Annotated in this window: 34 protein-coding genes and 1 other RNA gene; 1 reads left to right on the plus strand and 34 read right to left on the minus strand. The window is 64.7% G+C overall.

The window, feature by feature from the left end:
• Positions 1 to 182: 182 nt before the first annotated feature.
• The 15 genes from ACFOJE_RS19275 to ACFOJE_RS19345 form a co-directional block, all read right to left on the minus strand.
• A complete protein-coding gene (locus ACFOJE_RS19275; RefSeq protein WP_377816474.1) occupies positions 183 to 527 on the minus strand; it encodes a hypothetical protein in 345 nt (114 codons plus the stop codon).
• A 10-nt stretch (positions 528 to 537) separates the two neighbouring features.
• Positions 538 to 882, minus strand: a complete 345-nt coding sequence (locus tag ACFOJE_RS19280) for a phage tail tube protein (RefSeq protein ID WP_377816476.1) — start codon at positions 880 to 882, stop codon at positions 538 to 540.
• 9 nt (positions 883 to 891) lie between these two features.
• The gene (locus tag ACFOJE_RS19285; RefSeq protein WP_377816478.1) at positions 892 to 2,361 is read right to left on the minus strand and encodes a phage tail sheath subtilisin-like domain-containing protein; all 1,470 of its coding nucleotides are present in this window, start codon (positions 2,359 to 2,361) and stop codon (positions 892 to 894) included.
• 6 nt (positions 2,362 to 2,367) lie between these two features.
• Positions 2,368 to 2,553: a DUF2635 domain-containing protein gene (locus ACFOJE_RS19290; RefSeq protein ID WP_377816480.1), complete on the minus strand. Its 186-nt coding sequence runs from the start codon at positions 2,551 to 2,553 to the stop codon at positions 2,368 to 2,370.
• Positions 2,550 to 3,140 carry a phage protein Gp37 gene (locus ACFOJE_RS19295; protein ID WP_377816482.1) on the minus strand — a complete coding sequence of 197 codons (591 nt, stop codon included), beginning with the start codon at positions 3,138 to 3,140 and terminating at the stop codon, positions 2,550 to 2,552. The genes ACFOJE_RS19290 and ACFOJE_RS19295 overlap by 4 nt, the downstream gene beginning before the upstream one ends.
• Positions 3,140 to 3,652, minus strand: coding sequence for a phage virion morphogenesis protein (locus ACFOJE_RS19300; RefSeq protein ID WP_377816484.1), 513 nt, complete (start codon positions 3,650 to 3,652; stop codon positions 3,140 to 3,142). Before ACFOJE_RS19300 ends, ACFOJE_RS19295 begins: the two co-directional genes overlap by 1 nt.
• Positions 3,652 to 4,152: a gp436 family protein gene (locus tag ACFOJE_RS19305; protein ID WP_377816486.1), complete on the minus strand. Its 501-nt coding sequence runs from the start codon at positions 4,150 to 4,152 to the stop codon at positions 3,652 to 3,654. The genes ACFOJE_RS19300 and ACFOJE_RS19305 overlap by 1 nt, the downstream gene beginning before the upstream one ends.
• On the minus strand, positions 4,152 to 4,439 hold the full coding sequence (locus ACFOJE_RS19310; protein ID WP_377816488.1) for a hypothetical protein: 288 nt from the start codon (positions 4,437 to 4,439) through the stop codon (positions 4,152 to 4,154). The genes ACFOJE_RS19305 and ACFOJE_RS19310 overlap by 1 nt, the downstream gene beginning before the upstream one ends.
• A gap of 12 nt (positions 4,440 to 4,451) precedes the next feature.
• Entirely contained in the window at positions 4,452 to 5,360 is a 909-nt protein-coding gene (locus ACFOJE_RS19315) for a Mu-like prophage major head subunit gpT family protein (RefSeq protein ID WP_377816490.1), read from the minus strand.
• A gap of 16 nt (positions 5,361 to 5,376) precedes the next feature.
• A complete protein-coding gene (locus ACFOJE_RS19320; protein ID WP_377816491.1) occupies positions 5,377 to 5,775 on the minus strand; it encodes a hypothetical protein in 399 nt (132 codons plus the stop codon).
• A gap of 9 nt (positions 5,776 to 5,784) precedes the next feature.
• Positions 5,785 to 6,840 carry a phage protease gene (locus ACFOJE_RS19325; protein WP_377816493.1) on the minus strand — a complete coding sequence of 352 codons (1,056 nt, stop codon included), beginning with the start codon at positions 6,838 to 6,840 and terminating at the stop codon, positions 5,785 to 5,787.
• Between the two features lie 59 nt (positions 6,841 to 6,899).
• Positions 6,900 to 7,586, minus strand: a complete 687-nt coding sequence (locus ACFOJE_RS19330) for a hypothetical protein (RefSeq protein WP_377816495.1) — start codon at positions 7,584 to 7,586, stop codon at positions 6,900 to 6,902.
• A gap of 310 nt (positions 7,587 to 7,896) precedes the next feature.
• On the minus strand, positions 7,897 to 9,078 hold the full coding sequence (locus tag ACFOJE_RS19335; protein ID WP_377816497.1) for a phage head morphogenesis protein: 1,182 nt from the start codon (positions 9,076 to 9,078) through the stop codon (positions 7,897 to 7,899).
• Positions 9,078 to 10,610 carry a DUF935 domain-containing protein gene (locus ACFOJE_RS19340; protein WP_377816498.1) on the minus strand — a complete coding sequence of 511 codons (1,533 nt, stop codon included), beginning with the start codon at positions 10,608 to 10,610 and terminating at the stop codon, positions 9,078 to 9,080. The genes ACFOJE_RS19335 and ACFOJE_RS19340 overlap by 1 nt, the downstream gene beginning before the upstream one ends.
• 14 nt (positions 10,611 to 10,624) lie before the next feature.
• Positions 10,625 to 12,172, minus strand: coding sequence for a hypothetical protein (locus ACFOJE_RS19345; protein ID WP_377816500.1), 1,548 nt, complete (start codon positions 12,170 to 12,172; stop codon positions 10,625 to 10,627).
• Between the two features lie 253 nt (positions 12,173 to 12,425).
• On the opposite strand from ACFOJE_RS19345, the gene ACFOJE_RS19350 reads away from it, so the two are divergent.
• Positions 12,426 to 13,460 carry a DUF4917 family protein gene (locus tag ACFOJE_RS19350; RefSeq protein ID WP_377816502.1) on the plus strand — a complete coding sequence of 345 codons (1,035 nt, stop codon included), beginning with the start codon at positions 12,426 to 12,428 and terminating at the stop codon, positions 13,458 to 13,460.
• A 169-nt stretch (positions 13,461 to 13,629) separates the two neighbouring features.
• Here the strand turns inward: ACFOJE_RS19350 and ACFOJE_RS19355 are convergent, their stop codons facing one another.
• The 19 genes from ACFOJE_RS19355 to ACFOJE_RS19445 all read right to left on the minus strand — a co-directional run bounded on the left by ACFOJE_RS19355 (position 13,630) and on the right by ACFOJE_RS19445 (position 21,018).
• The gene (locus ACFOJE_RS19355; RefSeq protein WP_377816504.1) at positions 13,630 to 14,142 is read right to left on the minus strand and encodes a DUF3486 family protein; all 513 of its coding nucleotides are present in this window, start codon (positions 14,140 to 14,142) and stop codon (positions 13,630 to 13,632) included.
• Between the two features lies 1 nt (position 14,143).
• Complete coding sequence (locus ACFOJE_RS19360; RefSeq protein ID WP_377816505.1) at positions 14,144 to 14,455, minus strand: hypothetical protein; 312 nt, start codon at positions 14,453 to 14,455, stop codon at positions 14,144 to 14,146.
• On the minus strand, positions 14,448 to 14,837 hold the full coding sequence (locus ACFOJE_RS19365; protein ID WP_377816507.1) for a hypothetical protein: 390 nt from the start codon (positions 14,835 to 14,837) through the stop codon (positions 14,448 to 14,450). Before ACFOJE_RS19365 ends, ACFOJE_RS19360 begins: the two co-directional genes overlap by 8 nt.
• Positions 14,834 to 15,514: a lysis protein gene (locus ACFOJE_RS19370; protein WP_377816509.1), complete on the minus strand. Its 681-nt coding sequence runs from the start codon at positions 15,512 to 15,514 to the stop codon at positions 14,834 to 14,836. Before ACFOJE_RS19370 ends, ACFOJE_RS19365 begins: the two co-directional genes overlap by 4 nt.
• The gene (locus ACFOJE_RS19375; protein WP_377816511.1) at positions 15,511 to 15,708 is read right to left on the minus strand and encodes a hypothetical protein; all 198 of its coding nucleotides are present in this window, start codon (positions 15,706 to 15,708) and stop codon (positions 15,511 to 15,513) included. Before ACFOJE_RS19375 ends, ACFOJE_RS19370 begins: the two co-directional genes overlap by 4 nt.
• On the minus strand, positions 15,701 to 16,186 hold the full coding sequence (locus ACFOJE_RS19380; protein WP_377816513.1) for a structural protein: 486 nt from the start codon (positions 16,184 to 16,186) through the stop codon (positions 15,701 to 15,703). The genes ACFOJE_RS19375 and ACFOJE_RS19380 overlap by 8 nt, the downstream gene beginning before the upstream one ends.
• Positions 16,183 to 16,530 carry a hypothetical protein gene (locus tag ACFOJE_RS19385; protein ID WP_377816514.1) on the minus strand — a complete coding sequence of 116 codons (348 nt, stop codon included), beginning with the start codon at positions 16,528 to 16,530 and terminating at the stop codon, positions 16,183 to 16,185. Before ACFOJE_RS19385 ends, ACFOJE_RS19380 begins: the two co-directional genes overlap by 4 nt.
• Before the next feature lie 97 nt (positions 16,531 to 16,627).
• Positions 16,628 to 17,194: a hypothetical protein gene (locus ACFOJE_RS19390; protein WP_377816516.1), complete on the minus strand. Its 567-nt coding sequence runs from the start codon at positions 17,192 to 17,194 to the stop codon at positions 16,628 to 16,630.
• Between the two features lie 89 nt (positions 17,195 to 17,283).
• Positions 17,284 to 17,721: a Mor transcription activator family protein gene (locus ACFOJE_RS19395; RefSeq protein ID WP_377816518.1), complete on the minus strand. Its 438-nt coding sequence runs from the start codon at positions 17,719 to 17,721 to the stop codon at positions 17,284 to 17,286.
• Complete coding sequence (locus tag ACFOJE_RS19400; protein ID WP_377816520.1) at positions 17,721 to 18,122, minus strand: gp16 family protein; 402 nt, start codon at positions 18,120 to 18,122, stop codon at positions 17,721 to 17,723. The genes ACFOJE_RS19395 and ACFOJE_RS19400 overlap by 1 nt, the downstream gene beginning before the upstream one ends.
• Complete coding sequence (locus tag ACFOJE_RS19405) at positions 18,119 to 18,310, minus strand: hypothetical protein (RefSeq protein ID WP_377816522.1); 192 nt, start codon at positions 18,308 to 18,310, stop codon at positions 18,119 to 18,121. Before ACFOJE_RS19405 ends, ACFOJE_RS19400 begins: the two co-directional genes overlap by 4 nt.
• Positions 18,307 to 18,585 carry a hypothetical protein gene (locus ACFOJE_RS19410; protein WP_377816523.1) on the minus strand — a complete coding sequence of 93 codons (279 nt, stop codon included), beginning with the start codon at positions 18,583 to 18,585 and terminating at the stop codon, positions 18,307 to 18,309. Before ACFOJE_RS19410 ends, ACFOJE_RS19405 begins: the two co-directional genes overlap by 4 nt.
• Positions 18,585 to 18,655, minus strand: an RNA gene (locus tag ACFOJE_RS19415) — hammerhead ribozyme type II. Before ACFOJE_RS19415 ends, ACFOJE_RS19410 begins: the two co-directional genes overlap by 1 nt.
• Positions 18,654 to 18,866 (minus strand): hypothetical protein, encoded by a 213-nt coding sequence (locus ACFOJE_RS19420; RefSeq protein ID WP_377816524.1) that lies wholly within the window; start codon positions 18,864 to 18,866, stop codon positions 18,654 to 18,656. Before ACFOJE_RS19420 ends, ACFOJE_RS19415 begins: the two co-directional genes overlap by 2 nt.
• A gap of 2 nt (positions 18,867 to 18,868) precedes the next feature.
• Entirely contained in the window at positions 18,869 to 19,099 is a 231-nt protein-coding gene (locus ACFOJE_RS19425) for a hypothetical protein (protein ID WP_377816526.1), read from the minus strand.
• Position 19,100: 1 nt separating this feature from the next.
• Positions 19,101 to 19,721 (minus strand): DUF3164 family protein, encoded by a 621-nt coding sequence (locus tag ACFOJE_RS19430; RefSeq protein WP_377816528.1) that lies wholly within the window; start codon positions 19,719 to 19,721, stop codon positions 19,101 to 19,103.
• A 10-nt stretch (positions 19,722 to 19,731) separates the two neighbouring features.
• On the minus strand, positions 19,732 to 20,058 hold the full coding sequence (locus ACFOJE_RS19435; protein WP_377816529.1) for a hypothetical protein: 327 nt from the start codon (positions 20,056 to 20,058) through the stop codon (positions 19,732 to 19,734).
• Positions 20,045 to 20,428: a hypothetical protein gene (locus ACFOJE_RS19440; protein ID WP_377816531.1), complete on the minus strand. Its 384-nt coding sequence runs from the start codon at positions 20,426 to 20,428 to the stop codon at positions 20,045 to 20,047. Before ACFOJE_RS19440 ends, ACFOJE_RS19435 begins: the two co-directional genes overlap by 14 nt.
• The gene (locus ACFOJE_RS19445) at positions 20,425 to 21,018 is read right to left on the minus strand and encodes a helix-turn-helix domain-containing protein (protein ID WP_377816533.1); all 594 of its coding nucleotides are present in this window, start codon (positions 21,016 to 21,018) and stop codon (positions 20,425 to 20,427) included. Before ACFOJE_RS19445 ends, ACFOJE_RS19440 begins: the two co-directional genes overlap by 4 nt.
• Positions 21,019 to 21,024: the final 6 nt, after the last annotated feature.

Below are 21,024 nucleotides of genomic sequence, written 5' to 3' on the forward strand. Positions count from 1 at the left end.
CGCAGGCCGCCTGCGCCCTTGTCCAGCCCGCCCAGGAGGCGGCTGACATCGGCACTGATGCGCATGGCCAGGTTGAGGTCGCGATTACTCATGCTTGCGGGTCAGGTTGCTCAGGTAGTGGGCGAACTCGCGGGGCGGCAGCGCGAGGATCTCCTCGCGCGACCAGTGGTGTCTCAGGGCTATCAGCTGGATGGCGTCCCAGTGCTGTCGATAACGCTCGGCTCGTCGTTTCCCAAGTTGTCCAGCTTCAGCTGGGCCTGGCGCAGGGCGACGAAGTCACCACGCTTCTTGACCATGCCCACCACGAAGGGCCCCTTGTATTCCTGGCCGTCGGCGCTGGTGACCTTGACCAGCTGGCGCACGGCGAGCTGGGCGCTGTAGTGGATGCCGTTGGTCGCGCCACCGGCGTCGACCTCCGCCTCGATCATGTCGGCGAGGAAGGCCTCTCGCATCTCGAAGCCGGTGTAGAGGGTGCCGGTGATGACCAGGCCGTGGGGCAGGGTGCCGGTGATGGTTTGTGCTTGCATGGGGGGCTCCTTACATTTGCTCGGCCGGCTGGCCGCTGAATTTCAGTTGAACTTCGCGGCCGACGCTGACGGCATCTACCGTGAATGCTTCGCGGATGACCCAGGAGAGGCCGGTATCCGACTCGAACACCACATTGGCGTCGGCCAGGTCGCGCAGCTCCTGCACGGCCAGATCCGAGGTCAGCGGTACGGTGCAGCTCAGCTCCGGAGCCGCTGTGGTCTCGTAGTAACCCACGGTGCCGTCGTCCAGAGGCTCCGGGGTGCGCGCGGTGCCGCCCAGGTTGAGGGTGGCGCCTTCCTTGCTCTTCAGGCGTTTGCCGTTGTAGGTGAGGGTGGCGCGGCCGTGGTGCTTCATGGGGCCTCCTTACAGTCGGTACTGAACGGCCGCGGCGAAGATGTCGAACTGGTTGACCAGGTTCGGCGTCAGCACGGCGTTCATGCGGTTGGGGTTCTGGGTGGAGCGCTTGATGATCAGGTCGCGCTTGAAGCCTTCGATGTCCTCGATCAGTCCGTCCTGGTCGGCCAGGCGGACGGCTTCGGCGATCAGGGTGGCGCGCACGGTGGTCGGGGTGGCCATGGCCTGGCCGGGAATGGCCTTATCGCCCAGCTTGTGGCGCGGGTACTCGCGGGCCACCGCGGCATTGAAGCGGTAGCGGATCAGGTCGGCCGTCCACTTGGTTTCCAGACGCAGCAGGGCGATGTCGGGCAGGCCGAAGCTGTTGGTCTGGTAGTTGGTGATGATGGTCTCGATCAGCACCGTGCCGCCCTGGTCGACGGTGAAGGTGCTGATGCCGTCGAACAGCAGCAGATTGCGCTCGGCCCGGGTGAAGCGATTCTTTTCCGGCGGCGGCAACACGCCGGGCAGGGCCAGAGAGCGGAACGGCCGGGCGGGATCGTTGGCGCCCGAGGACTCGGCCACGGTGGCCCAGACGGCAGCCGCCACCCAGGGTGCGGTGGGCATGTCGTAGAGGCCGAGGGTGCTGACGTGGGGCGAATTGCGCGCACTGCCCCAGGTGCTCAGCGTGGCATGGTTGCCGACCTTGGCGTTGAAGACGTGGCCGGTGAGCACCTCCATGGGGCCGAAGCGATCGACCATTTCCGTTTCCAACGCAGTCAGGTTGGGGCCGTCCAGGTAGGGGCAGACGATGCTGTAGTACTGCTGGCCGGCGATGGCATCGAGCACCGCTGCCACCTCCGGGTTGGCGGTACCGCCGACCATAGCGGCGATGGCTACGGTCAGCCCGGCCGGGGTCTGCTCGCCGTAGTAGTTGAGGCGCAGATCCAGATCGTTGCCGGTCTCGCCCTTCCAGCGGCTGGTGAGCGTGACCACGCCCAGAGCAGCGCTGGCGGTCACCGGCAGGTCGACATCGGCGTTGATGGTGTCGGCCAGGCGGGTGGCCAGGGTTTCCGGGGTTTCGGCGGCGATGACGGCGATGCGCACCAGGGCGCCGCCGATGTACAACGCCAGGGTGCCGTTGGCCAGCGGCGTGCCGCCGAAGGTGAGGCTGCCGGTCGCGCTGGCTCCGGCGGCATCGTCGTCCAGGGCGATCGCCCAGATATCCACGTATTCGTCGGCCTTGCGGGCGGCACCGGCCATGGCGTGGAGCATGCTGCCCTGGCCGAAGGCCTGGGCAGCCTGGTCGCCGGCCTGGCTGCCCAGGCGTACCGGAGTCAGGGCCGCGACGGTGCCGGCGGCCAGGCGCTGGCCGACCAGCAACAGGCGACGCTCCATGACGGCGCCACCACTGACCGCCTTGCTCGGGTCGATCTCGATGTAGATGCCGGGTACACGGATGTTGTCCGGGATCTCGTTGAAGCTGACGTTCTCGGCCATGCTCTATTACTCCTTGCTGACCGCCGGCTTGGCGGCTTTCGGCGGGGCGCCGAGTTTCACGGACGCATCGGCCAGACGACGGCGCCAGTAACCGTCGAGCACCACCGGCCGGCCTTCCGGCTTGAGGTGGCCGCCCTGTGGGTCGCGCACTTTCAGGCCCTCGGCGGGCACCAGGTAAACGGATTGGCTCATGTCCCCTCCTGCGGGTTGATGTGCGAGTGCAGATCGGGTGCCGGCTCGGCATGGTCCTCGTCGGCCCAGCGCCGGTGATCGGCATCGCTGGCGAGGGGGACCAGGTCGTAGTCGGCGTGGAATTCCAGGAAGTCGCCCAGCGCCATCGCATCCTTCTGCGGCGGGTCAACGTCAGCCTGGATCAGCAGCAGGGCGGCTTGCAGCCCCTGATCGCGCAGGTCGATGTCCTGGAGGAACTGGTAGCGGGTGACCTGCCAACTGGCATCCTGGGTCTCGCCGCCGTGCAGCTCGGCGATGCCGGCATCGAGCATCTCGTAGAGGCCGATGGTCTTGCCGTCGCCGCGCCGGGCGGCCTGGTGGCCGCGAGCGTTGCGCGCGACCAGCACCACCACGAACTGCGGGCTGGCGATCGCCTGGCTCAGGGTGCCGTCGCCGGCCACCACGTAAGCCGCCGGCGCGTCCAGGCCCCAGCGCTTGACCAGATCCTCGTCCGGGGTGTCCGGCAGGCTATCGACCACCCGCAGGCGCGAGCCCAGGGGGCTGGCCTTGAGCAGCTCGATCAGTTGGGTTTCCAGATCGCCGAGCATCAGGCACCTCCCGGCGCCGAGCGGCGGATCAGATTGCTCAGGTGGTCGCTGACCAGGTCGAGGATGTCCTGGCGGTCGTTATCGGACAGACCGAGGAACGGCCTCGCCGTGATCTGCACCTGGCGCTTGTTCCGCCAGCCGATGCCGGGGATGTTGAAGCGCAGGCCGCCCGATCCCTTGGCACGGACGATGCCGCCGAACTGGTGGATGGCGGCATAGACGCGGTTCGTACCCCAGGCGGCTTCCTGGTCGTCCGCCTGGCTGGCGATCGAGTCGCCCAGGTGTCCGTCCTTGGTCAGTGTCTTGCCGCCGGAGAGTTGTGCCCGCAGGCTCGGCTTCCAGCGCTGGCCATCGGGGCTGGTCTGGGAGCGGAAGCGGGCGCGGGTGCTGTTCTCGCCGAGAAAGGCGATGTCCTGCAGGACCGGCTGCGGATTGGCTCCCAGCTGGCGGATGGCCTTGAACAGACGCTCCACCTGCGGCAGGTTGGAGTCGATGCGAATGCTCACGGCCATCAGATGAACCCTCGGCTGTTGTCTCGGCCGAACACCAGGCCGCCGCTGATCATCTCGGCGCCGGCCGATGGCTGCGCGGTAGCGCCGCCGGACGTCGGGCCGAGCTGCACCTTGCCGGTGGCCACGCTCTCCAGGAACTTGATGCTGTCCTTGTAGAGGGTGGCGATCTGCTCGGTGGCGGCGTCGTCGTAGAGGAAGTAGCGGGCCAGCTGACAGGCGATGCGCTCCAGCACTTCAGGCGCGTTGGTGAGCGGCAGCTGATAGCGGCCGCCCAGGTAGCTGTCGATGGTCTGCCGGGCGTCTTCCAGGGCAGCCGCCACCTTGGCCAGCGCCGCCGTGGCGGCGGCCTGTTCCTCGGCGGTGTAGCCCGTGAGGTCGGCTCCGCTGGCTGCCGCGCTCAGCAACGTGCCGTCGACCATCGGCGGCAGGCTGGCGTCGGCGCGCTGGGCGATCTCCTCGTCGCTGTAGCGGGCGAGCAGTTGGGCGGCGCTGGCGTACATCAGGCGTCAGCCTCCGAGTTGGCGGGATCTTTGGCACCGTCGGCAGCCTGCTCGTCGAACGGCACGTCGTCGAAGGCGCTGGCCGGGAACTCGCAGGGGCGCACGCTGAGCAGCGGCTCCTCGGCGATGGCCTCGATCTGCGCCTCGCTCAGGTCATCGAGCAGCAGGGCGTGGCCGTCGTGGGTGAACTGCAGGCCGGCGCGCCGGAAGGTCGGCGGCAGGCTGCGCACGAAGATCCCGCGGCGCGTCTGGGAAATAGGCGCGCCTTTGGCTGTGGTCTTGGCCATGGTCATCGCTCCTTACGCGCCGGTACCGGTCGAGCCGTAGGCCATCTGCCAGAAGCCGTAGCCCCCCGCAGCACGGGCCTCGGCGCCGAACTTGTACTTCCGGAGGGTGAACACGTCCTCGGCTTCCGGATTGGTCTGCTGGACGAACACCGGGGCTTTGCGCTCCTGGTAGACGAAGGGCTTGACCGGCTTGCTGGTGTCGAGCAGGAACCAGGCGGTGTCCGACTCGATGCGCGCATCCACCACCAGTTCGGCGGTGCCCTTGTAGGGATTGGGGGTGTCGTCGGCCAGCTTGTCGTTGGTCAGCAGCATCCGTGCGGTGTCTTCCAGCGCCGGGCCGACCAGCAGTACGTTGGGCAGGATGTTCAGCGAGCGGCCGTCCTCGTCCTTGAACTTCTTCATGGCGGAGCGCGCCGCACCATAGCCGGCCTGGGCGGCGGCCAGGGTGGCGTTGGAGAGTGGAGCAGTACCCTTGTTGCTGACGGAAACGCCGCCTACCGGGTGGTCGGTGTCGAAGAAGTACTGGCCGTCGTAGCAGGGGGTGGTGAAGCTCTTGTTCACCGCTTCATAGACGATCTCGTCCGGCAGCTGCGCGGCCGAGAATCCGGCCATCTGCGCTTGGGGCTGGTAGATGCCGAGCTGGTCGTCCTCGATGTGGTTGCGGTCGACCTCGACGGTGGCCTCGAAGTCCTCGTTGACCACCGGGTACTTGTAGGCCTCTAGACTCTTGACCTGCTTGGCACCGATCCAGCGGCGCATCTTCGGGAAGTTGGAGAGCCAGGCGTAGTCGTTCTGCCCGGAGGTGCTCGGCACCTTCATGGCGATCTTCTGCCAGGTGGACGGGGCCGCCTGGAAGGCATTGTTGAAGATGGTCTTCAGCGAGACGAAGATCGCCGAGAGGGCTTGCTTGTTCACCAGCATGGGAAGGTCTCCTGGGTTATTCGATCCAGACGCCATCGGCGTCGATACCGACGATGGTTCCGGCCGCGGAACGGGTTCCGGCGCCATCGGTGGCGGCGAGGGTCTGGTCGTCGACGATGTAGGCGGTCTTCATCAGGTGGGCCTGGGCGATGCTGCCGTCGTTGCCCCACTTGAAGGCGTTGCTGCGTCGCACCAGGACGTTGGCGGCACCGTCGGCACCGCCGGTGTTGTCGATGGCTTCCTCTGCGCGGCCGATATAGGTCAGGTCGAGGGCGGTGCTACCGGGGGCGGCGAAGCCGGAGGCATTAGCCACCACGATGGCGCCGGCATGGATCACGGCGCCGGCCGCAGCCAGCACGGCGATGACCTCGGCGTTCTTCAGCGGGGTGTTGCGGTCACGAGTCAGGGCGGGCATGGGGGCTCCTTACGCCTTCAAGGTGGCGATGTAGTCGTCGGGCTTGATGCCCATGGCCTTGCACACCGCCAGGGCCTCGGCGTCCAGCTCCTCGACCTTGCTCGGGGCGTCCGGCTGTTTGCCTCCGGTCTGCTGGCCCTTGAGGGCGGCGATGGCCGGGGTCTTCTCCAGGTAGCCCTTGAGGGCGGCGAGGTTGGACTGGCCGAGTTCGCGGGCCCAGCCTTCCTGGGCGGGCAGCAGGCGGCCGTCGGAGAGGCCGGCCTGCACCAGTTGCTCCACCTCGCCGGCGACCTGATGGGTCTTCAGCGCGGCGATATCCTTCTTCAGGTCCTCGACCACGTCGATCGGTACGTACTGGGCCGGGTCGGGCTTGTGCTCGGCCTTGGCCGCAGCCAGGGCCTGCTTCAGATCCTCGGTCTTGCCGGCATCCGCCTTGAGGGCCGTCAGGGCGGTCTGGATGTCTTCTTCGCTGGCGTCGCTGGACAGGTCCAGCAGGGCGATCAGTTGCTCTTTGTCCACACGGGGTGCTCCTTTTGCAGAGGCCGCGCCCGCGGCGGCCGGGTCGAAACGGGCAGCCGCCAGCGCCGGCAGAGAGGCCATGCCGTCGAGAGCGGGGTAGTTGGTGAGGCCGACGTGGTGCAGATCGAGCACCGCGCCGGTTTGCGGGTCGTAGCTGAAGACGGGGGACAGGTAGCGGTATTCGCCAGCGTCGATCATCGCCCTGGCGCGTTCGGTCCAGCGCACGTCGGTGGCGAACAGGCCGGAGCCTTCGCGCCACTCCAGGGCGTGGAACCAGCCGGCCGCCGGGGCGGGCAGGCCATTCTCGGCGCTGTTGAGGGTCTGGTGCTCGTAGTCGATGACCACGTCAGTGGCGCGGGCCGCGACCTTGGCGATCACCTGCGCGGCGATCTCTGCGTCGATGAGCCAGGCCGACACTTCCTTCGGCCGGCCGTCACGGGCCCGGAAGGCACCGGCCGGGAACAGCTGGATGGCAGAGCCATCCGCCTGGACCTCGAAGGTGCAGGCGGCGAAGGCGGTGGTCTGGGAGAGGGCTTTGGTCTTCATGCCGCCAGTGTCGGCGGCAGTGGGAGGGGGTTACAGGTTGAGGGGGTTCAGTGGGCGTGCTATAGGTCCAACAGCTCGAAGAATATTTCTCCTGTCTGGACGTGGTTCAACTGCAAAGAAACATTCGAGTACATGAGGTCCTTGAGTCCGCCTTCAACCTGAAATGTATATGGTTCTGTCTCATGTACCTCGCATTGACCAAAACCAATCCGAAACTCGCGTTGATAGCTGTATGCCGGAGATTTACAGCGCGCGGACCACAAAACACTATTTTCTTCGTATGTGATCTCTTGTGCCCACATAGGTTTAGGAGAGGCAGCCTTCAACCGCTCCAGAAACGTCCGGGTAGAGGGCGCAGGTATAAACACGAAGTGCTTTCCGAACTCTTGCTTGAGGCGTGTTAGATCTTGTTTGAGTCGTTCCAGGTCTGCCTCTTTCTCCGGGAGTCTCAGCGTAAACCAGCAGCTCAACCAAGAGTCTCCGTCTTGATCCTGCAAAGTAATGGAGTGCAGATCATTGGCTGGAATGAGGTGATCATTGATGGTGAATTCGATGCCTCCTGCTGCATCGCCCCTGTCCTTGCGCCATGACATTACGCAGCTTTCAAACTTGTCGCCTCTGCCTTCCTGCGCTGCCAATCTGTAGACCTCAGGAGTCTGGCAATGCATGAATCCCGAAAGGAGTTTTTCCATGAATTCAGGGTTGTGGAAGAACTTCAGCAGGCCAAGGAACTGGTTTGCTTTCACGCGGGAATTTCCTTAGGCGTAGGCTGCTAGCAATTGAATACGTTAGAGAGGCGTTAGAGTCGCCGTGAAGGCACTTTATCACCGTGCATCTACCATCGCCTTGCCTATGGGGAATAACCTCCCTGAGAGGCGAATTGGGCGCACATCAATTCAGATAGGGGCACGGCGGCGAGGCAGGCAGTGGTTGTGCTAAGCTGCAAGCGGGCGGACGTGACACGGTGAAACTCTCCCTGCCGTACGACGCAGCTTGCTGCGGATGGCTATGTGGGGTTGCCGACCTTGGTCGGAACGGGAGGCCCCACCGTCTGCCTCACTCCTTCCTTATCTTCTTCAGCAAGCGCTGAATTTCTTCCTCGCGCTTCACCTGGTCGCGACTCAGCCGGCGCAGGCTGGTCAAGTAGATCTCCTTGCCTTCGCGCGTCACCTTGAGCACGGTGACGTAGCCATCCTCCTCATCAAGCACATAGACGGTGGTATTGGCTTGATTGCCCGGCACCTCCATTCCCCGGTCAATCGTCGCCTGCACCATCGCGTACTCGTCCTGGACGATCTCCGGGTGATGCTTGCGCTGCTTTGCCAGGCTGTCCTCGGACAGCGCCACCAGCTGGGTTCTGGCGCCCAGGCGTTCGGCCACCTCTTTCGCCAGATAGGCCAGCGGGAACGCCCCCGCCGGCTTGCGGTACCAGTCGCCGAAGGCCGGCCCCTGCACCAGGTTGGCGATGGCGGCACGGGCCAGCGCGGGCGGTACCGCTTCCAGCTTCTCTACCAGGTGGCGGTTGAGGCTGGCCCGTCGGGTTCCCGGCGGGTAATTGAATGCCGGGTGTACCCCGAGGGGAACCTGCTGGATCTCGCCGGTACGGGCGTTGACGTACGGCGCAGTCGGCACCTTCGGCGACTTGCCGACTTCGAGGCCCTGACGTTGCAACTGGCCTCGGGTCATGGGGATGACTCGGCACTTGCAGCCCCACTCCTTGACCGGCAGGTGAGCCTGCCAGAAAGGATCGTCTACCGGCAGCACCAAGCCGTCCCATGCCTTGTGCTGCAGGCGCGGATGCTCGGAGTTGGCGCCGTCGTACTGCAGATAGGGGAAGGCTTCCTTACGCTCCTGGATGCGCTGCCACTGCCCCTCGCTATGGGCGGTACGCAGGTTGGTGTCGTAGATGGTCTTGAGCCTTCGCGGGCTGCCCAGCTGGACCTCACGCACTTTGCCAGTGAGCGGATCGAGGCGCTCCTGGCGGCCCCACCAGCCCTTAGTCTGCAGGGTCGGGATGAGGCGCTGCTGGAACTCGCGCAGGGTGGTGCCTTCGGCTAGCGCACGATCCACTTCGGCGCGGATGTCTTGGAGCAGATCCAGCTGCATCACCTTGGCCACGGTGAAGGCGGCCTGGTGCTGGGCCTGCCAGACATCCCTGTAGTCGAAGCCGATGGCATAGCCCTTCTGGCGGAAGTAGGCGACGGCCTCCTCGGGTGGCAGGGCGCGCAGCTCTATCATCAGACGGCTCCGGTGCGGCCGGCGAGGGTGGCGGCGAACAGGCCTTCGGCGATCAGCTCGGTGAGCTGCCCTGCATCCAGCTGCGGGATCAGCTCCGGCAGGCGATCGCGGAACTCCTCGATGCTTTTGCAACTGGCGAGCAACTGCTGGACCGGCTCGACCATGGTGGCTACCGGCTGCCAGTCGCCGGCCAACTGCTCGGCTAGATCGTCCAGTGGGTCGGCCGGCGCCGCGACCTTCAGCGCCGCCGTCTTCGCCGCGGCGGGGAGCGGCGCAGGCGTGGCGATTGTGCCAAGTATCGCGTCATCCTTGCCCGGCAATGGAATGCGCAGCTTGTCGTGGGCCCAGGCGACGGGGATCTGCAGGCCGGCCTCGACCAGCTTGGGCAGCGCCTCGGCATAGGTGCCCATGTCCTCGGGCTCGACCAGGTCGAACTGGAAACGTGGCAGTCGGCGTGGGTCGCGTTCGCCGCCCTTGTTGAGCACCAGGAGGGGATAGAGCAAGTACTGGCGCAGGGTCGTGGCGACCTGTTTGGCATCGGCCTTGAGCAGGTCGTGGCGCACCTCGTTGTGCACCTGGCCCAGGGCGTTGGTGCTGCTGGCGCCGTCGGCCTGGCTGGTCAGGGTGCCGCCGAGGATGGCCTTGGACATCGACTTCTCGGCCCACTGCACCATCCAGTCGAACGGATCGTGGGTGCCCTTGGCCGCCTCCTTGAAGTCGATGGCCATGCCATCAGGGATGATGCCGGCGGCGTTGTGGCCGATGTTGACTACCGCGCGCAGCAGGGTGGCCTTCTCGTCCGGGGTGGCCCCGGCCGGGTACTGGCCCAGGCGTACCGGCAGACCGTAGATCTCCAGGAATTCGGCCAGGTCGCGCACGGCGTAGTTCTTGAACAGATACGGCCAGGCCAGCACCCGGAACAGCCCGCCGCGGGCGACGTAGCCGCTCTTGGCCTTGTGCTGGTGGACGATCCAGCCGAACGGCTGCAGGGGCTCGCCGTCCAGGCTGCCGTTACGCAGACGCAGCTCGGTGCGGGTGGGTTGATCCAACTGGAACCAGGAGGCCGGACGATGGTTGAAGGCCGCAGGCAGCCATTCGTTGCCGTAGCGTTCCCAACCCAGCTCGATGGCGGAGAAGCCCTTGCCGATGGCATCGAGCAGGTCGAACAGCAGGTCCTCGAAGTCGGGCAGATCCTGCAGTAGCTCGTTGAGCCAGCCGGCCTCAGCCTGTTCGGCGGCGGATGGGTTGCGCGGCGGTACCACCTGCCAGTCCACGGTGGTCAGCGCGCGGCGGCGCTTGCCGATCTCGGCCAGCAGGTGGGCGTCTTTCTCTTCCATGTCCTCGAACAGCTCGCACTGGGCCCTGATGTCGCCCTGCTCGGCGGCCTTGAGAATGGTCGCCAGGCGTGGCGGGGTCAGGCCGCTGGAGGGATGCTCGGCCCACTCCTGCTGCAGCTGGGACAGACGCGCGGTCTGCTGCTCGCGCAGGGTCTGCTGCGCGAAGGGGCGGCCGTGGATGTCTACGATTGCCATGGGTGTTACTCCTCCTACCAGGCGCCATGCCAGGCGCCAGGCTGATCGTCGTGGCCGGCGGCCCAGCGGTCGCCGCGCGGCGGCGCGGGGGTGTATTCGATGGGGGCGGCCGGGCTGCGGCTGGCGGCGTAGGCCAGCACGCCGGCCACGGCGGCGTCGCCGTGACGCTTGCCGCCGGTCTTCTCGGTGGTGCGGCTGTCCGGCACGCGCGGCACGCCCTTGATGACCTTGAGGGCGCGGTAATCGTCGAGGGTGTCCTTGTCGGCCGGCAGGTCGTAGAGGGTGCCGTCTTCCAGGGCGGCCTTGAACGGCGGCATGTTGTCCCGATACCAGCCCTCGCTGAGCATCACCTGCTCGATGCGGGTATGGCCGTATTTCACCGCGGCGGCCTCGGCGATCGCCTGGCCGTTGCCGCGGGCGTCGTTCTTGCCGCCGAGGAAGCCGGGCAGGCGATCGACGAGATAGAAGAGGATCTGCTCCTGCTGCTTGAACGGTACGTTGCGCAGCTCCACCTGGAACGGCTGGCGGCGGCGCAGGTCCTGCTCCTGGAGCAGCGGCACGATCACCGACAGGTCGCCGCTGCGGCCGAAGTCCATGCCGTAGAAGCTGCGCGCCTCGCGCGGCAGGGCCTCCAGAAGAGGCAGCAGCTCGCGCTCGCACCAAGACAGCGAGTCGGCCAGGCGCAGGTGCTCGGCGATGGTCTCGTAACCCTGCGGGTAGGCCAGACGCAACACCGGAACGTCACGGCTGGCCCGCTGCTCGAGCAGCGCCAGGGAGAGGTAGGCGCCGCCGCCCTGGCTGGGTACGCAGTCCAGCTCCTCCTCGGCGGCGTCGCCGTAGAAGTCGTAGACGTCCTGCACCCAGCCGGCTTCTTCCTCGGCGGTCCAGGGGATGCCCTTGCGCATGCAGACGCGCCGGTACAGGCCGTCGGCGACGGCTTCCTTGAAGGTGCAGCGGAACAGCAGGCCCTTGCGCTTGCCGGCGCGGATCTCCTCGATCAGCTCGTTGAAGGGGTTGTCGGTGCCGTCGTGGGTGCTGATGACGTGCACCTCGCCGCCCCAGATCAGCAGGGCCAAGGCGGCCTTCAGTAGCTCCTTGAGGTCCTGATGGAAGGCCGCCTCGTCGATCACCACCACGCCCTGGCGGCCGCGCAGGTTGGACGGTCGGCTGGTCAGGGCGACGATGCGAAAGCCCGAGGGGAACGCGATGGTGTAGGTCTTGATGTGCTTGTCCGGATCTTCGTCCGGCCAGATGCCTTCCTCGATCTCGCTGGCGGCGTAGTTAAAGGCCCGCGCCCACATGGCGCACGCCTGGATGTACTCCACCGTCATGTCCTGGTTGTAGCCCAGGTAGTAGACAGTCTGCCCCTTGGCCTCGCGGCTGGCGGCGGCCACCAGTACGTTGTCGGCGGCCTCGGCCCAGGTCAGGCCGATCCGGCGGCTCTTCTCGGCCACCTTGAGCGGCGAGCGCAGGCCGATCCAGTTCTTCTGGTAGTCGAGCAGCACCGCCGGGATGTCGAGGGCGGCGGTGTTGTCGAGGAGTGTGGGGATGGCTTCGTTCATGCCTACATGATTGCAGGGCACGAGAGTCTCAGGGATTTGAGGGGGTTCAGTAGATAAAAGAAGCCCCGCACTGGGCGGGGCCGTCCATGGCAACGAGTTTGACCGTTGACTATGAAGGCGCGAGTTGCTGAGAACGACCGCTGCAGTTATTGAGGCATCTCAACCAAACCGCTACTTTTGGTGGCGATATCGGCCTGTTTATGGCAACCCTTTGGAGGGATCGTCATGCAGCGAAAAATATGAGGGATCAGATATGCCGTACCCCATTATGCAGTGGGCACAGATTGCCGGGAACTATCATCAAGGCACGATCGTTCTGGGCAATGGAGCTAGCATCGCTGTATCGCCGAGCTTCGGCTACGATTCATTGCTGAATTACGCCCTGCAAGAAGATTTGCTCGTAGATGATGTAAATCTTCTCTTCAATTCCTTTAGAACGGTGGACTTTGAGCTGGTCCTGCGCTTGGTCTGGCAGGCATCCAAGGTTAACCGATCACTGCAGATACTAGACACCCGAACATACCGAGCCTACGTTAACGTCAGAGAATGCCTGATCCAGGCCGTTCGTGATGTGCATCCTGAATACAATGCAGTGAGTGACCGATTGCCCAGCATGTACCGATTCCTAAAGGGGTTCGATACGGTACTGTCGCTGAACTACGATTTGTTGGTCTACTGGACTATGACCTACGGGTTGAATGTCGCGGATGGCCATATGTTCAAGGATTGCTTCCTTTGGCACGGTAGATTCAGCGACAACTGGAGCAAATACCGGGAGCAACATAGGGAGCAAGCTAACACCCTGGTGTTCTACCCCCATGGGAGCTTAGCCTTGTGTCGAAACGCCTTGGAGCAGGAACGCAAAATTCACACTATCGGAGCAGGCTTGCTGGAGGAAATCCTTCGGGAGTGGCGTAGCGAGCGAGTCGTTCCGCTGTTCGTCAGTGAAGGGACGATGTGGCAGAAGGTGTACTCGATCCGAAACAGCTATTACCTCTCTACGGTGTACAGGGAAGTGCTCAGGTCGCAACGACTAGCGCTGACGCTGTACGGCTGGGGGATAGGTCAGCATGATCGGCATCTGCTGAAGCAGATGCGTGGAACCGGTATTCAACGGGTCGCGGTTTCCGTTTTTCGTAGCGATCAGACCTATTGCAACCGTGCATACCAAACTATCCAGGAAGACTTGGGCCCAGTCCATGTGGACTTCTTCGATAGCGAAAGCCCAGGATGCTGGATTCATGTCATGCCACCGCCTGTGCCGGGGCTTGGCCAATTCGGTCACTAGCGCAATTCTGCCGCCTCCAGCATCCAAAAAGGGATGAGTATGGATAGGAAGTGCATACCTTGAACATTCGCTCCCGGCCTGAAGCGGCCATATAGCTCGAAGTGGCTGGGGAGCGCTAACGGTCGTTAGCGGTGGGTTGGGCTGATGCGCCTATCCGGCTTGGGCTATGTCACCACGCTACCCCCAGAATCTCCCGGCGGATCTCGGCCACAGTGGCGGCATCCAGGCCGCCCTTCTTGGCGATCTTCTCCACCTGGCTGGCCGCGGCTTCTGCTTTCGACCGCATCTCGGCCTGCCACTTCTTCTGCACCACGCTGGCCTTGCCCAGTTCGGCCACGGCCTTGGCGACCTTAGGCAGGTCGATCTGCTCGCCATCGGTCATCAACAGCTTGAACAGGTGCTCCTGCACCAGGCGCATCAGCGCCTCGTTGACTGCGCCTTCCTCGTCCGGCGCGGCGGCGACCACGGCGCGGGCCTGCTCGCTGGCTAGGCGCAGGGCAGACAGGCGTTCCTCGAAGTTCTGCCCGTAGCTATGCAGGGCGCTCTTGCCGATGTTGAAACCGCGCCCGGCCAGCTCGGCGGACAGGGCCTCGTAACCGCTGAAGTTATTCTCGACCAGCGCCTGGTCGAGCCAGGCCTTCACCTCAGCCGGCAGGCTAACCACCTTACTGCGCGGCGGCATGTCAGGCGCTCCAGTACTTTTCGGGGCGGGCGATGCCCGGGCGGCAGTCGACGGTGTACTCGGCGATGTCTACGCCGTAGTGGGTCAGGCCGGCGATCCACGGGCCGGACGGCTGCTTGTTGAGGGTGACCAGGCTGCGGTCGGCCAAGTAGTCCAGCTCACGGCGCAGCTCCAGGGCGGTGGCGTCCGGGTAGATGCCCTGCAGGGTGGAGAGCACCACGGCTTCATGGGGATCGACAGGGCGGGCGTTGTTCAGGGTCAGCAGGATGTACCAGCGCATCGACTCGCGGCGTGCCTTGGCGGAATCAATCATGTCGGGCTCCGTTGATCTGGATGATTTCGAGTTTGGAGGCGAGAGCGTCGAGCTTGGCCTCGATCACCGTCTGGTTGCGCACGTAGTCCTCACGGCGCACGTAGCTGACCGGCAGTTCGGCCTGGAAGCGCAGAAAGGACTTTTCCAGCTGCTGCAGGGCATCGGCGTCCTTGTCCTGGCGCTGTACCAGCTTGGCGAAGCTCTGCTCCCAGTGCTGGCTGGCGGCCTCGCTGGCCTTGTCCAAGGTTTCGAAGCGCTCGCCCAGCCGGGTCTCGAACTGGTTGAGCAGCAGCTTGACCAGGCCGGTGACCGCGCCGACGAACAGCCCCATCAGGCCAGTCGCCCAGCCGATCAGTTGTCCGATATCCATTTCCAGGGTCATTGGGCCTCCTGGGCGGCCTGCAGGGCCGTTACCTGGCTGGCGAGGTCTTTGGCCCAGATTCCGTAGTCTTTGGCGTGGGCGAGGATGTCCGCCGGGGTGACGCCGCTTTCCAGTAGTTCGGCGTCAGTGCCGGGGGCGGCCCAGGGGGCTGTGCCAGCAGGGCCGGTAACGGGGCCGACAGCGGCTCCGGGCACGCCGAGGGCGGCGTTGTAGTCGCGCAGCCAGCCAACAGTGAACACGCAGCGAGGGATAGGCTCAGGCGCAACGGCGCGAGCCGGACGGTAGACGGTGACGACATCGGGAATGCGCTCCTCAATGGGCTGGCCTTCCTGGGCATGAAGGTCGTGGTCGTTCAGCAGCAACTGCTCGGCCTGGTTGGCACGGGTGACTTGCTGCTGCAGTTGCAGCCCGTTGGCCTCGGCAGCCTGGCGGCTCTGCTCGGCATGGGTCTCCTTGAGCTTTTCCAGCTCGGCGCTGCCCCAGGCATAGGCGTAGCGGTAGCCAAGCCAGTAGCCACCGCCGGCGCAGAGGACACAGGCGATCACGCCGAGGGCGAGCCCTGACGGTAGAACGGCTTTCAGCAGGGCTTTTCCCCCGGCTGCTACCGGGGATGAGGACGTGCCGGCGGAGGTCGAGCCGAACAGCGCAGAGACCAGGGCCAGAATCGTGCTGATCATCGGCACACCCCCTGGGTGGTCAGCACCCGCAGCACGGCGTTGATCACCGGCAGGCCGACGGCCACGGCGGTATAGAGGTTGACCGGCAGGTGCGGCTGCAACTGGCCGGTACCGGCCTCAAGAGCGACTAGGGCGGCGGCGAAGGCGTTGATCCAGAGGGTCTTGGACTTCATCCAGCGCTTGCGTTCAGCCATGCACCACCCCCGGGAGGATGCCGGCCAGGGACAGTCCGTCGGCGATCAGCTTCTCGTCGTACCAGGCGCCACCGGGTAGCGGGCCCGCGCCGTTCTCATGGCCGATGATGGCCGTGACCAGGGCACGCATAGTGGCGTAGTCGTACACGTCGACCGACTCCTGGTCCAGGCCGATGCCGAGCGCCTTGGCGACCCGTTTGGCATAGCTGTCGGTGTCGTTCTCGTGGGCCGGCGCCCAGCGCTCGATCAGTTCGCGCACGCTGTCGATGCGGCTGCCATCCTTGGCGTGGCGGTCGTCCTGGTAGGTGATCAGCGTGCGGGCGATGGCCCGCACGCCCCATACCGGGTGGCTGAAGACGATGAAGCGCGGATCTCCCGACTGGTCGGGCGACATGCCCTGCCAGCGGGTGCGGCTTCGTTCGATGTTGCCGGGGTTATGGTTGCGAATGCCGCGGGGCGGATTGCCGGACAGGGTCATGCGCGGTGCTCCTTGTGGCCGAGAATGGCCCGCAGTTCGGCCAGGCGCGCGCGACCGACCTCCGGGCTGGATTGGGTGAAGTCGGAGATGCGGAAGCTAGTGTCATCCCGGCGCGGGGCTGGAACAGGCGGTTCCTTGGCCGCCTTGGCCCGCGTGGCCTTGTGCTGGCGGTAAGCTGCGATGCGGGCGAAGGCGGTTTCCACGTGCTCGCGCACCAGGGGCCGCCAGGGTTCGGGGCAGGCCTCCAGCAACTGGTTGCGGCGCTCGCGCGACACCTCGGCCAGGATGGCCGCGGCATAGTCGCGCGGGGTGTACAGGGGCGAGTGGGAGGCTTGAGCGTTCATGCCGCCATGGTCGGCGGCAGAGGGTATTCAGAGGATACGGAGGGGGTTCAGTAGAAGCAGAAAGCCCCACGTAGTGCGGGGCTTGGGGAGGAGAAAATTACTGAAGTTGAGCTTCTATGTAGAACTCGCCCTTCTGTTGATTACTCCATTTTATGGAGTACTGGAGTTCATTCTCGCCCTGAGTGGTCACTAGTGTTCCATGGCACGAACGAATTTGAGCCTCCTGATTGAAGCCTTGCTCTTCGATGTCCTTCAGGCTAACAAATTTGATTCCTGCGATTTGCACAGCTGGCATGCTCTCGATGATCTGGCCGACAAGCTTCTTGGAGTCTGAGCTGTCGCAGCTCGGCAATTCAGATGCGATAGCACCGATGTAGGTGAATGCAGTAAATACAGCTCCAATTACAGCCAGAATGGCTATTTTCGTACTGCGGCCATTTGCCTCAATAGGGCTATGCGCAGCCTTTTCGATCAAGCTGCCACGCTTTATCAAATAGGAAGGGAATGCCACTATCCATAACAGCAGCATCAGTACGCCCCAGGCGCCTGCCGATAGATTGAAGAAGCCGCCTCCCGGAGTCTTCCCAATCTTGTGGTTGGTAGCGTCGACATAAACCCATACGGCGGATAGTGCGACTATCGCCGTGATAATGGTGTTACCCATTAGAAACTCCTTGTCATAAAGAAAACCCCGCTTATAGGCGGGGTTTCTTTTTTACTGCGTGCCGTAGGTTGCGTAAAGACAAAATGCCACTATTGGAACAAGTCATGGTTGTTCATAGGCATCTCATCTGGCTGCTTGAGGATCTCCCAGATCCGGCGATCGCTGAGCTTGTAGCTTCGGGCCAGCTCGGCCACCAGGGTATTGGCGCTGATGCCCTCTCGGCAGCCCTGCACGTACTGGCGGTTGATCTCCAGATCGCGTATGCGGCGCAGCGCGGTATCGCACTTGGGAATGTACAGGGGGACGTTGGCCCAGCGTTCGGCCATGATATTGGCGGCGCGCTCGCCAATCACCTCGACCAGGGCGGCGTGGCGGATCACGCCGAGGCGACGCACGCCCTTGGCCACCGGCCAGGTAGTACCGCCCAGTTCGTCGACCAGGCGTTGGGCGGCCGGCAGGCCGATAGCTTCGGCTATTTCCAGCAGTTGCTTGGGCAGCAACCCCTTTACCTGATCGAGTGACTGCATTAGGTAGGTCTCCCATGGCGCTTGGCGTCGTAGCCCAAGGCGGCGATAAGGCGCCCGAGCTGCTCTGAATCGCACCATTCTACCCGTTCGACCTGGAACATACGTAGCGCCATGCCATCAACGTAGGCCCACGGGCGGTTGGCCTCGGCAAGAAACGCCTCGATCTTGCCCAGCAGCTTCTGCCGATCTGGCGCGGGTTTGGGCACCTTGCGCCCGGCCTTCTTCGGCGGCGCCGGCTTCCAGCCGAGACGCTCGAACTCGGCCAGTACGGCGCCGATCTGCCGGGGGCTCAGCTCCTTGGCCGAGCGCACCCCGGCCACGCGGGCCAGCAGGGCGCGGTAGGTATCGTCGTCGAGGCCCAACTGGGCCTTGGCGATGTGGATCTTGGCCAGGCTGCTCATGCTTTCCTCCTGGACTGCTGGCGGCGCTCATTGATGCAGGCACGGCACCAGCTGTCGAACCGAGTGGCGCTGCGCGGGTAAAAGAACTCGGCGTCTTCCGGCCACCACTCGTTGCATTTGGGACAGCGTTTTTCCGGGCCGTACCACTCAATACGGCGGATCGACAGGCGCGGGCTGCTCATGCTCATAGGGGGCGCCTCGGGTCCATGGCCTGGCGAAAGGCCTCCGGATCGCGGCGGGCCAGGCCGGCCATGTAGCGGACGGCCAGGGTCAGGCCTTCCTCGATCTCCATATAGCCGCCCACCTGCTGGATGCATTCCAGGTCGCGGCGGGTGCCGGCGTACATTTCCATCTTGAAGGTCTCGGCGCCCACAGCCTTGCGGTGTTCGCGCTCGCGGTCGCGTTTGGCCTGCTGGCGGTCCTTGTTTTGCCGGCGGATGCGCTCGGCCTGGGATTCACTCATATCGGCTGCTCGTCAGTACCCAGCCACCACGCTGGGCAGACCGCCCCGGTTGCCCGGGACGGTTTCGCTTAGTGGACGGTGGTATTGGTCGGCTGCACGCGGTGACGCGGGAAGGTGCCGTGCTTGGCGCTCTCGGTGGCGATGTCGAACAGTTGCTGGGACACGCACACGGCAGGAGTCAGCTTCGGCGAGCCGAACAGGTTCGCCGGAGCCTCGCCCATGTCCATGGAGACGGAGAAGCTGTCGCCGGTGTCTTCCAGGGTGATCACGATCTTGGCCATGCTCAGGCCTCCTTTTTGAAGTTCAGGTGGCAGCGGTAGACGCCGGTCTCGGTAGCGCTGGCGGCTTTCAGGCACTCGACGCGCTCGATGGTGGCCTCTGGGTGCAGCTTCTCGGCCAGGCGCTGGGCAGCCGGCTCCGGCCCGATGGTGCAACTGGCCCGCAGCTTCTGGCCGGGGCAGCTGGCCAGGTAAGTGCCTGTGGATTGGCGGACGTTGATGTCGACGTAGGTCATCTCATACCCCCGCGATATCGAGGCTGATGGGCTGGTATTGGTCGGTGTCTCCGACCCGCTCGTAGACGCGAATGTAGGACCTGGAGCCGACCACCTGGCAGGCTTCGCCGATGGCGCGCATGGCCTGCTGCCAACGCTCGTCGGCGATCTCCAGCCGGCGCAGGGCCAGTACGCGGGCGGTGCGGATCTCGCCCTTGGTATCGACGCGGAAGGCGTCGTTGACCAGCGTGGCCAGCTCGGGGCGGGCATCGGCGGTCCACTCCTGCAGGCATTCGTCGATCAGGGCGCGGGCGGCCTGCAGGCGCTCGTCGAAGACCAGCGATTCCTGGATGGCGCGCTGGATCTTGTAGCGGCCGTCGAAGCTGGTCAGCGAGACGTTGCCCTTCTTGCCGCCGCGCTTGGCGCCGTATTCCTGAGCAGAGAGGTCGATGAACGCCTCGATCTCGCCGAAGGCGGTGGCCTTGAACTGGGCCAGGGTGGCGCTGGTGGTGCGGGCGCGCTCGACCAGGGAGAGGACCAACTCGTCGCGTAGCTTGTCGACGGGCTTGATCTGGTTCTCGTGCACCAGGCGGCCCTGGGCGTCTTGGCGGAAACCGGCGGGGATGGATGGTTGTGCGGTCATTACTGCTACCTCAGTGGACAGTCGGGGCGGCCCACTCGGCGGGCCGGGCATAGCTGATCGGTTCGCGCCATTCCAGGGTTACGCCCTGGAACTGGACGCGGTACAGGGTGCTGCCGGCGCTGTCCGTGCGCTGGAATCCTTCGGTGAGGCGCTGCTCGATGAGGCGGCGACCATCGGCAGGGTCGGCGATTACCAGGCGGTTGCCCGTCAGATCGAACTGGAGCAGGCGGATGCCCATGCGCTGCAGAGTCCGCGCGGCGCCATTGAAGGCCCGCAGGTTGGAGGCGAACTCCGGGCTGAGTACCTTGAGCGGTACATGCGGTTCAGTGGCAGGCATAAGGCTTCCCCCTGCGGCTGCAGTTCGGGTTGTGCTGGCAGTGCTGGCAGGCCTTCCAGTGCTGCATGGCGGTTGGGTTATGGGTTGGCGCCGGCTTTTCGCGGAAGTTTTGGCACTGAACGATGGTGATGGTTGCTTCCAGGGCGGGGCAGGGGAGATGACCCAGTGCGTCCATCACTCGACGCTCAACCCCGGCAGTGCTGGCTGCGGGATAGCAGTTGCGCAGCGCGGTGCTGACGGTGGCGCGGTTCATGCCTATGCGCTTGGCGGCGGCGGTCATGTTGCTGCGGGCCACCTCTGCATCCAGCAGGCGCACCCAGAGCGGCGGCTCGGCACCCCAGGCGGCAAGGCGTTCGCTATTAGTACTCATGCTTGGGCAGCCTCCTGCGCGGCGGGCTTGTGGACGTACACGACCGCGCCCAGGTTGGGGTCGTACAACTGGCCGTTGCGCTGCACCATCGGGGGCTTGGGGCCGGTATATTTGCCTGGGATCAGGCTGTAACGGGGGCGACTGCCTTTGCGGCCGATTGTCGACGGCACGCTGATCACCACATAGCCGGCCCAGTGCAGCCAGCGCAGGTAGTTGTGTGCTGTCCAGAAGGATGCCGGGGCCGCCACGGAGGCTTGCTGTGCCAGCTCCTCGGCGGAGACTTCGCCTAGGATGCGCAGGCTGCGCCACATGGCTTCATTGACACGACCTCGTGTGCTCGGCTTGCCGTCACGTGTCAGCGCAGGAGCTTCGGCACCGCAATCTTTGATCAGACGCCAAGGTCTGACCTCGAATAGTCCCGCCTGCACCACCGGCTCGATGTAGCCGGCGCGCTGCAGGGACCGTAGATAAAGGCGGACGGTGCTAATTTCGACTTCGGCACGTTCAGCAATCTCAGTGCCGGTTATGCCATCACGTTCGGCGCGCAGGACTTCCCATACCCGCTGCCGATTGTCTTTGAGGCCTTTCATTTCCAG

Origin of the sequence: Azotobacter bryophylli, from assembly GCF_042643485.1 — a bacterium.
Classification (GTDB): domain Bacteria; phylum Pseudomonadota; class Gammaproteobacteria; order Pseudomonadales; family Pseudomonadaceae; genus Azotobacter; species Azotobacter bryophylli.